This is a genomic window from Promicromonospora sp. NPDC052451 (assembly GCF_044547525.1).
GTDB lineage: Bacteria > Actinomycetota > Actinomycetes > Actinomycetales > Cellulomonadaceae > Promicromonospora.
On the sequence record NZ_JBIUAP010000011.1, the window covers coordinates 221,570 to 231,831 of the forward strand.

At 73.7% G+C, this 10,262-nt stretch carries 8 protein-coding genes; 5 read left to right on the forward strand and 3 right to left on the reverse strand.

Annotated features, from left to right (window positions below):
* The first annotated feature begins 112 nt into the window (after positions 1 to 112).
* The gene (locus ACIG47_RS19735; RefSeq protein WP_397432799.1) at positions 113 to 994 is read left to right on the forward strand and encodes an LLM class F420-dependent oxidoreductase; all 882 of its coding nucleotides are present in this window, start codon (positions 113 to 115) and stop codon (positions 992 to 994) included.
* Positions 994 to 2,496: a hypothetical protein gene (locus tag ACIG47_RS19740; protein ID WP_397432800.1), complete on the forward strand. Its 1,503-nt coding sequence runs from the start codon at positions 994 to 996 to the stop codon at positions 2,494 to 2,496. The genes ACIG47_RS19735 and ACIG47_RS19740 overlap by 1 nt, the downstream gene beginning before the upstream one ends.
* A gap of 41 nt (positions 2,497 to 2,537) precedes the next feature.
* Here ACIG47_RS19740 and ACIG47_RS19745 read toward each other — a convergent pair whose 3' ends face one another.
* Positions 2,538 to 3,161 carry a TetR family transcriptional regulator gene (locus tag ACIG47_RS19745; protein ID WP_397432801.1) on the reverse strand — a complete coding sequence of 208 codons (624 nt, stop codon included), beginning with the start codon at positions 3,159 to 3,161 and terminating at the stop codon, positions 2,538 to 2,540.
* 109 nt (positions 3,162 to 3,270) lie between these two features.
* Here ACIG47_RS19745 and ACIG47_RS19750 point away from each other — a divergent pair, with 109 nt between their 5' ends.
* Positions 3,271 to 5,208 (forward strand): RICIN domain-containing protein, encoded by a 1,938-nt coding sequence (locus tag ACIG47_RS19750; protein WP_397432802.1) that lies wholly within the window; start codon positions 3,271 to 3,273, stop codon positions 5,206 to 5,208.
* Here ACIG47_RS19750 and ACIG47_RS19755 read toward each other — a convergent pair.
* On the reverse strand, positions 5,192 to 6,175 hold the full coding sequence (locus ACIG47_RS19755; protein WP_397415864.1) for a GntR family transcriptional regulator: 984 nt from the start codon (positions 6,173 to 6,175) through the stop codon (positions 5,192 to 5,194). The genes ACIG47_RS19750 and ACIG47_RS19755 overlap by 17 nt on opposite strands.
* Positions 6,176 to 6,385: 210 nt before the next feature.
* Between ACIG47_RS19755 and ACIG47_RS19760 the strand changes: the two genes are divergently transcribed.
* Positions 6,386 to 7,615, forward strand: a complete 1,230-nt coding sequence (locus tag ACIG47_RS19760) for an FAD-dependent monooxygenase (RefSeq protein ID WP_397432803.1) — start codon at positions 6,386 to 6,388, stop codon at positions 7,613 to 7,615.
* A gap of 34 nt (positions 7,616 to 7,649) precedes the next feature.
* Complete coding sequence (locus ACIG47_RS19765) at positions 7,650 to 8,660, forward strand: hypothetical protein (RefSeq protein ID WP_397415868.1); 1,011 nt, start codon at positions 7,650 to 7,652, stop codon at positions 8,658 to 8,660.
* 35 nt (positions 8,661 to 8,695) lie between these two features.
* Here the strand turns inward: ACIG47_RS19765 and ACIG47_RS19770 are convergent, their stop codons facing one another.
* Complete coding sequence (locus ACIG47_RS19770) at positions 8,696 to 9,934, reverse strand: MFS transporter (protein WP_397432805.1); 1,239 nt, start codon at positions 9,932 to 9,934, stop codon at positions 8,696 to 8,698.
* Positions 9,935 to 10,262: the final 328 nt, after the last annotated feature.

A 10,262-nucleotide genomic window follows, 5' to 3' on the forward strand; every position in this document is an offset into this window, starting at 1 on the left:
GGTGGATCTTGTGGTCGTCCCTCAGGAGTACGCCCGCCGGTCCGGTGCCGTCCTGGTCCGGGGATCGGCGAGGCCTGGCTGACGGGGCCGCGACGGCATAGCGTCGGGAACCATGGACCTAGGACTGCACTACTCCACGTTCACGCACCCCGAGTGGGAGACCACCCTGGCCGACCGACTCACCGAGACCGCGCGGATCGCCGACGACGGCGGTGTGAGCCTCATGACCGTCATGGACCACTGGTTCCAGATGCTCCACACGGGTGGCCCCTACGAACCGATGCTGGAGGGGTACACGACGCTCGGCTACCTCGCCGGCGTCACGAAGAACGTCCGGCTGAGCCTGCTGGTCACGGGTGTCACCTACCGGTACCCCGGGCTGCTGGCCAAGACGGTCTCCACGCTGGACGTCCTGTCCCGCGGCCGCGCGATGCTGGGCATCGGGGCGGCCTGGTACGACCGTGAGCACGCCGGCCTCGGCGTGCCGTTCCCGCCCGTCGCCGAACGCTTCGAGCGCCTGGAGGAGACCCTGCAGATCTGCCGCCAGATGTGGTCGGACGACGACGGCGCCTACGACGGCAAGCACTACCACCTCGCGGAGACCATCAACCTGCCGCGTCCGCCCCGTGGCGCGGTACCCGTCATGATCGGCGGCGGCGGCGAGCGCAAGACCCTGCGGCTGGTGGCCCAGTACGCCCAGGCGTGCAACCTCTTCGGCGCGCCGGGCCCGGAGGGGGTGGAGATGGTCGGCCACAAGCTCGACGTGCTCCGCGAGCACTGCGACCGGCTCGGCACCGACTACGACGCCATCGAGAAGACCATGCTCTTCCAGGGCGACCCCACCGGCGACGTCGACGGCTTCCTCGCCGACATGGAGCGGTACAGCGCGCTCGGCATCACGCTCGTCGCCCTCATGCCGCCGCTCTACCAGGACCCGGTGCCGTGGGCGACCCGGCTGGCCGAGGACGTCGTGCCCCGGCTGCGGGACGTCTGATGGGCCCTGCCGGGCCGCTGGAGGTGCTGGACGGCTGGTGGGACCCGCGGGCGTCGCTGCTCGCGGATCCCACCTGGGCGGCCGGACCGCGCGACCATCACGTGCGCGAGACCTGCTGGTACGCCCTGGGCCTCCTGTCCCGGGCAGCGGACGGCGGGGCGACGGCCGACGTCGACCGCGCCGTCGCCGCCCTCGGCGCCGTGCTGGACCAGCAGTGGGACGACCCGGCGGTGCCGTGGCACGGGACGTGGCGCCGCTCGCCCGCCGAGCCGGACCCCTCCCCCGAGCACGCCCGCGAGTGGCGGGACTACGACCCGAACTGGCGCGAGTTCATCGGCTGCACGCTGCTCCAGGTCGTGGCCGCCCACGCCGGCGTGCTGCCGCCGGCGCTGCTGAGCCGGATCGACGCGGCCCTCGTCCTGGCCGCCACCGGCACGAGCGCACGCCGGGTGGACGCCGGCTACTCGAACATCGCGCTCATGGCGGCCTTCCTGCTGCATGCCGTCGGACGCCGCACGGGGAACGCGGCATGGGACCAGCAGGGCCTGCACCTGGCGGGCGAGGTCTTCGACCGCTTCGAGGAGCACGGCACGTTCGAGGAGTACAACTCCCCCACCTACTACGGCATCGACCTGTACGGGCTGGCCCTCTGGCGCCGGCACGGCCTCGACCCGGCGACGACGGCGCGGGCGGCCGCCGTCGAGCTCGCGCTGTGGGACGAGATCGCGCGGCACTACCACGCGGGGCTGGCGAACATGGTGGGCCCGTACGACCGGTCCTACGGGATGGACCTGCAGGAGTACGCCTCCGGCGTCGGGGTCTGGATCTGGTCGGTGGTGGGGCGCGAGCGCGCCCCGTTCCCCGACCACACGGGGCCCATCGGCCATCACCGGGACCTCGCGCTGGTCCCGCTGGTGGCCGCACTCGGCGCGCCCGACCTACCGGCCCGGACCCGGGCAGCACTGGAGACGTTCGACGGACCGCGGGCCACCCGCCAGGTGATCACGGCACGCCGGGTGGCCACCACGGTGCTGCAGCCGCACCTCATGGTCGGCGCGGAGGACGTCGGGGGCGACCGGGGCCGGCTCGACGGCCAGTTCCACCCGCTCACCGCGCACTGGCGCCCCGAGGAGCCAGGGCCGGTCGGCTGGTTCCGCCTGGTGAGCGACCTGACGATCGACGCCGCCGCCCACCCCACGGCCGAACCGGACAGCGCGACGGCGACGCTCCGCTGGACCGGTGCCGGCACGGTCCGGTTCCAGGTGCGCCCCGGAGGTTCCGCGGGCCCGGAACCTTCAGCGCCGGAGCCGTCAGGCGCCACGACGGCCGCGATCGACCTCACCGCGAGGTCGTGGCGTCTCCCCTCGCTGCTGGTGCGGGTCACCACGTCAGCGAGGCTGCGCGAGGTGACCCGATCGCACGACGGCACGTGGTGGGTCGCCTACGACACGGACGGCCCGGGCGAGGCCCGTCTCGACCTGGCCCGCAGACCCTCGACCTGACGAACCGGTACGGCTCACGGCGCCACGTGGGCGGCCTGCGTTCAGCGGTCCGGCGACGGCGGCAGGTCGCGGCCGATCAGCCGCACGATCGCCACCTCGGTCGCCTCGGCCATGTCGACCGAGCCCGGTGCCAGCAACCACTGGAGCTGGAGGCCGTCCATCGTCGCGACGATCACCCGGGCGGTGGTGGCGGCGTCGACGTCGGCGGGGATCTCGCCCTGGGCCGCGGCGTCGTCGAGTGCCTCGACCACCAGGTCGAGCAGGCCCGCGTAGCGGCCACGGAACCACTCCTGTGCGGGGTGGCCGGCGGTCACGCTCTCCGCGGCGAGCACGGTGTAGAGCCGCACGATCCCCTCGCGCCCGGCGTTCCGGCGCACGGTGTCGACGAGATGCCGCAGGAACGCCAGGCCGCGCGGACGCTCGTGGCCGAGCTCCGAGATGTCGGTCGAGTCGCGCAGGTCGAGCACACCGGTGAGCAGACCGGCCTTCGACGAGAAGTAGTGCAGCACGCCTGCCTGGGTCAGTCCCACCCGGGACGCGATCTCGGCCAGCGACGCGCTCTGGTAACCACGCTCGGCGAAGGTCTCCATCGCGATGCGCAGGATCTCCGCGCGGCGCTCGGCGGGAGGACGCCGCACCCGGCCCACACCGGCTTCTCGTGTCATCCGAGCGAGTCTACGGACCCGGTGGCGCACATCAGGGCAACCCCTACCTACCGAGCACTCGGTAGGTAGGGGTAGGCTCGCCGCACATCACCCACAGATGGGAGTCGCAATGACGCGCACCACCCGCACCGGGCCCCTCCGCACCGCGCTCGCCACGCTCGGCGTCCTGACCCTCGCGGCCGTCGGGCTGGTCCCGGCCGCCGCGGCCGGCCTCACCCCGGACGACCCGTCCGCCGGCCGCGGGACCGCGGCCCCGTTCGCCGCCCCGACCAGTGCCCACGTCTGGACCACGACCGCCGACGGCACCCAACGGCTCACCGACGGCGGCGCCCTCGCCTTCGACACGGGCCCGCAGGCCACCGACATCCGCGTCGACCCGAGCCAGGTGGCGCAGCGCTTCACGGGCGCCGGGGCCTCGGTGACCGAGGCGTCCGCCGCGCTGATCAGCGCCCTGCCCTCCGGGACCCGCGACACGCTGCTGCGGTCGCTGTTCTCCCGCACGGGCGACGGCATCGGGCTGAGCTACCTGCGCCAACCGCTCGGCAGCACCGACTTCAACGCGGGCGGCTTCTACACCTACGAGGACACGCCCGGGCAGTTCAGCATCGCCCGCGACCAGCAGCAGATCCTGCCCGTCCTGCGACAGGCCCTGGCGGTCAACCCCGGCATCCGGTTCATGGGCAGCCCCTGGTCGCCGCCGGCCTGGATGAAGACGGGCGGCTCCCTGAACGGCGGCAGCCTGCGCCCCGAGAACTACGACGAGTACGCCGACTACCTGGTCCGGGCGATCCAGGCGTACGCGCAGCAGGGCGTCACGCTGAGCGACCTCACCGTCCAGAACGAACCGCTCTTCGCCACGAGCTACCCGTCCACGAGCATGACGGCGGCCCAGCAGGCCGAGTTCCTCCGGGTGCTCGACGCCCGCCTGACCGCTGCCGGGCTGGGCACCCAGATCTTTGCCTACGACCACAACTGGGACCGCCCCGACTACCCGCTGGACGTGTTCGCCGGGACCCAGGGCATCGCCCGCGTCGTCGGCGCCGCGTTCCACTGCTACGGCGGCTCCCCTGAGGCACAGGCCCAGGTCGTGGCCGCGGGCAAGCGGGTGTACTTCACCGAGTGCTCCGGCACGGACAGCGACAACGCAGCCGGCACCTTCGGGGACACGCTGATCTGGCACGCGGAGAACCTCGTGGTGCGCAACCTGCGCAACGGCGGCGAGACGGTCATCACCTGGAATCTCGCGCTCGACCAGAACGGCGGACCGCACCAGGGCCACTGCGGCACGCGGTGCAACGGCGTCGTCGAGATCGCGGGCAGCTCCGTGACACGTAATGCCGAGTTCTACGTGCTGGGCCACCTGAGCAAGTTCGCAGACCCCGGCGCCCGGCGCATCGGCTCGACCACCGAGCAGCCCGGCGGGCTGCAGAACGTCGTGCTCCAGAACCCGGACGGCACCCGGGTCGCGTTCGTCGTGAACGCCTCGTCCGGCAGCCGTACCTTCTCGATCACCGACGAGGGCCGCTCGCTCACCCACACCCTGCCCGGCCGCGCGGTGGCCACCTTCACCTGGGACCCGCAGGCGTCCACCGACCCCGCCGACCCCGACCCGGCGTCCTGGTACCAGGTCGCGCCCACGGCCAGCGGCAAGTGCCTCGACGCCGCCGACTGGGGCACAGCCGACGGCACCGGCCTGCAGCAGTGGACCTGCGGCGCCGCGGACCAGGCGAACCAGCGCTGGCGCTTCACCCCCACCACGGGCGGCTGGTACCAGGTCACCAACCAGCACGCGGGCAAGGTCTGGGACGTCGACGGCGGACCGGGCGCGGTCGGCGCCGGAGCCCCCGTGCACCTCTGGTCCTTCGTGGGCGGCACCAACCAGCAGTGGCGCCCGACCGCGACCAGCGGCGGCCTCACCTTCACCGCCCGGCACAGCGGCTCGTGCCTCACCCTCGGCGCCGCGACGGGGTCCGACGGGACGCGATTCACGCAGCAGCCCTGCACGGGGGCGGCGACGCAGGTCTTCCGGCTCACGCGGGTCGGCTGACCGGCTCCCCCACCAGCACCGCGAACCCGTCGAGATGGCGGGCGAGGACGTACTCGAAGAGCACGTCAAGGTCCTCGCCCGCCCGCTCCGGCGTAGCCGCGAGCATCGGGAACCGGCCGCTGCCCAGCAGCTCGCGCCTCCGGGCACCGTGCGCCACGGTCCACCGGTCGAGCGTGACGCCGGTGTCCAGCTCGGCCTCCGCCTCGGCGGCGACCGACAGGGCCACGGTGAGCACCGTCGCGTGCAGGGCGAGCGCCTCCCGCATACGAACGGCCGGGGAGAGCCCCAACCCGTCCAGCGCGCGCAGCGTCCACTCCGTATGGGCCATCATCGCGGGCACCAGCAGCGGGCGCGTGAACGAGACGGTGCGCGGCAGCCACGGATGCCGGCGGCACAGCTCCCACTGCCGACGCGCGACCAGGGTCAGTCTGGCTCGCCACCCCGGCGGCAACCGGTCGGGCAGGACCGCCTCCCCCACCGCCAGGTCGGCCATCTCGACCAGCAGCTCGTCCTTGTTCGCCACATGCCGGTACAACGACATCGGGCCGACCCCGAGCTGGGCCGCCAGACGCCGCATCGTCACCGCGGCCAGCCCCTCGGTGTCGGCCAGCGCGATGGCCGCGCGCACCACGTCGACACGGCCCAGCACCCGCTCGGCCTGCCCCTGGGCGGGCCCGACGGATGCCGACGGCAGCGGGAGGGCCGGTGGCCGGTCCCGCCGGGCCGGCACCGTGCGCCCGGCCGACACGCCGACCACGGTGCCGGAACCCACCCGGGACTCGACCAGCCCCTCGTCGCGCAGGACGGCGATAACTCGCGTCGCCGTCGCGAGCGCCACGCCCCGGCGCAACGCGATCTGGCGGACCGACGGGACCCGGTCACCCGGTCGCAGCTCGCCCGACACGATCCGGGCACGTATCTCGGCGGCGATCGTCCGGTAGGGCGGTGCGGACTGCTGCGACGACATGGCACTCCTCCGACGGTTCGAGGGGACGCCCCAAGTGTACTAGGTCGGTTTCTCACCCGCCCAGAACACTTGTCTCCCCGTTCGTCCACTGTTCTGCGTGAATCCTCGCTACGGTCGAGACGCGGCACAACAGCGATACGCCGTACGCATCTGCGGTTCCCGCCGCACCGAGACACGCACCGCCACACCCACGACACACAGGGAGAGCACATGAAGAACCGGAGCATCCTCATCTCCGGCGCCGGGATCGCCGGACCAACCCTCGCCTACTGGCTGCACCGGTACGGCTTCGACGTCACAGTGGTGGAAGGTGCCGCGGCCCCGCGCACGGGCGGCCATGCCGTGGACATCCGTGGCACCGCGCGGGAGGTGGCCGCGCGCACCGGGATCGTCCCGGCCGTCCGCGCGGCGCACACCGGCGCTCGCGGCATGGCCTTCGTCGACGAGCGCGGCACCCGCGTCGCGTCGTTCGACCCCGCCGTGTTCGGCGACTCGGGCGGCCCCGTCGCCGAGCTCGCGATCAAGCGCACCGACCTGGCCAGGATCCTGTACGAGGCGACCCTGAACGACGTCGAGTACGTGTTCGACGACTCCGTGATCGCCGCCCAGCAGGACCACGACGGCGTACACGTCCAGTTCGCCCACGGCGAGCCACGGCACGTTGACCTGCTGGTGGGAGCGGACGGTGTGCACTCCGCAGTCCGCCGGCTGATGTTCGGCCCGCACGAGGAGTACGTGCGCGACCTGGGCCTGTACCTGTCGATGTACAGCATCACCACGGACGTGGACCTCGACGGGTGGCAGCTCATGTACACCATGCCCGGCGGCGCCGGCGGTCCGGGCCGGACCGCCGGCCTGTACCCGCAGCGCACGCCGGGCACCGCGCTGGCGGGCTTCTTCCTGCCCTCGCCACCGCTGGACCACGACCGGCGGGACGTCGACGAGCAGAAGCGGACGGTCCTGCGCGCCTTCGCGGGTCAGGGCTGGGAGATCCCGCGGATGCTCGACTCGATCTGGGACGCACCGGACTTCTACTTCGACCGGGTCGTCCAGGTCGAGGTCGACGGCTGGTCGCGCGGCCGTACCGTTCTGCTCGGGGACGCCGGCTACTGCGCGTCCCCGATGTCCGGGATCGGCACCAGCCTGGCCCTGGTGGGTGCGTACGTCCTGGCCGGGGAGCTCGCAGCGGCAGACGGCGACCACACCCGGGCGTTCCGCGCCTACGAGGACGAGATGCGGGAGTTCACGGCCCGGGCGCACGCATTCGCCCGCGCGTCCGGCGACGGCGGCCTGATGCCGCGGACGCGCGGGCAGATCCGGAGGCGCAACCTGTCCGTGCGTCTGCTGCCCTACCTGCCCCAGGCGCTGGTCGGCCGCGGCATGGACCGCGTGGCTCGGACGGTCACCCTGAAGGACTACCCGACACCGGTGCACCGCTGAACAGGGACGCCGACGAACAGCACGAGGGGGAACGATGGTGAAGGCACCGACGGGGCGGCTGCGGGCCGCCTGGATGCTGGCGCTGCTGACCACGGTGTGCGCCGAGCTGACGTTCACGGCCGTGGCGGTGCCGAGCGCGTGGCTTCTCCTGCCGCTGCTGCTGGTGATGTACGGCGCGGGCGTGCTGGTGGTACGCGAGGCCGCGGTACGCGCCGGAGGTGGCTGGCCGACCCTGGTGCTGCTGGGCCTGGTCTACCAGCTCGCGGAGGACGGTCTCGGGCTGCAGGCCCTGACCAGCCCGGACATGTACGGCGCCGCCGACTGGGGCCTGCGGGCACTCGGCGTGAACTGGAGCTACTGGGTGTCCCAGGTCGGCGTGCACGTCGTGTTCAGCGTGCTCGTCCCCGTGCTGCTGACGGATCTCCTGTTCCCCGCCCACCGCGGGCGGCCGTACCTGCGCGCCGGTGGGCTCGCCGGTGTCGGCCTGCTGGCGGTGCTGGGCGTGGTGGGCCTGCGGGTGGTCATCTCGTGGACCGAGGACCCGGGGTACCTGACCCCGTGGGGCTGGACGGCCGCGTACGTGGTGGCCATGGTGCTGCTGGCCTGGCTGGCGCTGCGCGTGGTGCCCCGGGTCCGTATGACCGTCCCGGCGCCCGCGGCGTCCGTTCCTCGGCCCGGGGTGGTAGGCGCGGTTCTCGGGCTGGCGACCGTCGTGTTCCTCCTGCTCCTCCTGCCGCCCGGGCTCGCTCCGGCGTCGCCGTTCGAGGGCACCGCCCTGCCGCTGGTGGTACCCGTGACGGCCGGCGCCCTCGTCGGGCTCGGCGCGGGGTGGGTGGTGCTGTGCTGGACGGCGGCCCCGGACTGGGGCGACCGGCACCGTGTCTGGCTCGCGGGCGGCATCCTGGTGGGACACACCGCATTCATGATGCCTGGCTCGCCCGCCACCGCTGCCGTCGGCGCGGCCACGATCGGGCTGGAGGTCGTGCTGCTGATGCTGTTGTCCCGGCACGTGGCACGCAGGACGGAGGCGATCGCCGGGCCGTAGCAGGTCCGGCGTGGGACCTGGTCCTGCCGAACCGGCTACCGGCGCAGCCCGTCCGGGGGCGCGGTGCGCGACGACGCCGCGACGACCGTCAGGCAGAGCAGCACGGCGACCACGCCGAACCCGAACATCTCGGCGTAGGTCCAGGTGTCGCGCAGCCAGGCGAGCGCCATCGGCACGAAGAACCCGAGGTAGGTCATGGAGTAGAAGACGGCGGTGAGCCCGGCGAGCTGCCCGGGCCCGGCGATCCGCGCGACCTCGCTCAGTCCGGCCACGAGCGCCAGCCCGTACCCCGTCCCGAGCACGACGGCGGCCGCGACGCCCACCGCCAGCGACAGTGACCCGGACGCCCAGGCGGCGAGCGCCATCCCCGCCGCGATGATCGCCAGCGCGACGACGGATGCCCGGGCCGACGTGGGCGTGTCGATCCGCCGGGCGACCACCTGGATGCCGATGCCGCAACCGAGGGCCAGGATGGCCATCATCCCGGCGAACGCGATGGGCAGGCCCCCGACGTGATCGGTCAGCAGGCTGGGCAGCACCGCGAAGGCGCAGCCGGCGCAGCCGAACACCCACGGCGCCAGCGGCACCACGACGCGCAGGAACCGCGGGTTCCGCGCGGCGGTGATGCGCAGGTCGTCGACCAGCGGGGCACGATCGGCACGAGGCCGAGCGGGGCGGGTCTCCGGGACCCGCAGCAGCACGGCGCCGGCGATCAGCGCCCCCGCCGCGTGCAGCACGTACGACAGGAGCGTGGGCCAGGGCGCGAACTGCGCGAGCATGGCGGCCACGCCCGCACCGGCGAGGAACCCCGCGGTGAGCGACAGCGAGCCACGGCGGGGTCCGGCGGCCCGGTCGCCCGCGGCGGCGCTGAGCTCCGTGACCCAGGTGGAGCCCACCGCCATGGCGAGACCGAGCGCGACGCCGCACAACAGGCGGCCGACCGAGAGCACCACGGGGCTGGACGGGTCCAGGGCGAGCACGAGCGACCCGACCGCCGACACCGGTGCGGCGGGCAGCAGCAGCGGACGGCGGCCGAACCGGTCGGACAACGGCCCGCCGAGCAGCAGCGCCGGCACCAGACCGAACACGTACACGGCCAGCAGCGCGTCGACCATGACGGGGCCGATGTCGCCCCGCTCGCGGTACATCACGAGCAGGGGCGTGAACTCGTTGCCGCCCCAGGCCACCGCGAGCAGGACGGCGGCCACCGCCCACCAGGCCCGGCGTCCGGCGGGAACGACGGCAGAGGTGTCCCCGGGGCTCGTAGGTGGCATGCCCTCATCCTCCGCAGGACGGTGCACAGGGAACAAGCGGGGCCACTGTGAGGGTGAGCACACGACGGGTGGGTGCGAGGTGTGCCCGGGCGTGCGAGGTGTGCCCGGGCGTGCGGGGTGTCCGGGGGTACGGGTCTCGCGGGGGGGGCAGGCGGGTTGCGGGCCGTGCGTCCCGGGCCGACCGGCCCGAGAAGATGTGCCCCGCGGGGGGGGGGGGGGGGGGGGGGGGGGGTGTTGTGGTAAGCGAGCAGCCGGGCCCGGGGGGGGGGGGCGCGCGGCCCGCCGCGCCCCGCCGGGGGTGGGGGCCCGGGCGGGGGCCGCGGCGGGG

Excerpts from the sequence above, each read along its gene's own strand:
- ACIG47_RS19765 (WP_397415868.1), top strand. The coding sequence starts at position 7,650 with ATGGTGAAGGCACCGACGGGGCGGCTGCGGGCCGCCTGGATGCTGGCG.
- ACIG47_RS19745 (WP_397432801.1), bottom strand. The coding sequence starts at position 3,161 with ATGACACGAGAAGCCGGTGTGGGCCGGGTGCGGCGTCCTCCCGCCGAG.
- ACIG47_RS19735 (WP_397432799.1), top strand. The coding sequence starts at position 113 with ATGGACCTAGGACTGCACTACTCCACGTTCACGCACCCCGAGTGGGAG.
- ACIG47_RS19770 (WP_397432805.1), bottom strand. The coding sequence starts at position 9,934 with ATGCCACCTACGAGCCCCGGGGACACCTCTGCCGTCGTTCCCGCCGGA.
- ACIG47_RS19760 (WP_397432803.1), top strand. The coding sequence starts at position 6,386 with ATGAAGAACCGGAGCATCCTCATCTCCGGCGCCGGGATCGCCGGACCA.
- ACIG47_RS19750 (WP_397432802.1), top strand. The coding sequence starts at position 3,271 with ATGACGCGCACCACCCGCACCGGGCCCCTCCGCACCGCGCTCGCCACG.
- ACIG47_RS19740 (WP_397432800.1), top strand. The coding sequence starts at position 994 with ATGGGCCCTGCCGGGCCGCTGGAGGTGCTGGACGGCTGGTGGGACCCG.
- ACIG47_RS19755 (WP_397415864.1), bottom strand. The coding sequence starts at position 6,175 with ATGTCGTCGCAGCAGTCCGCACCGCCCTACCGGACGATCGCCGCCGAG.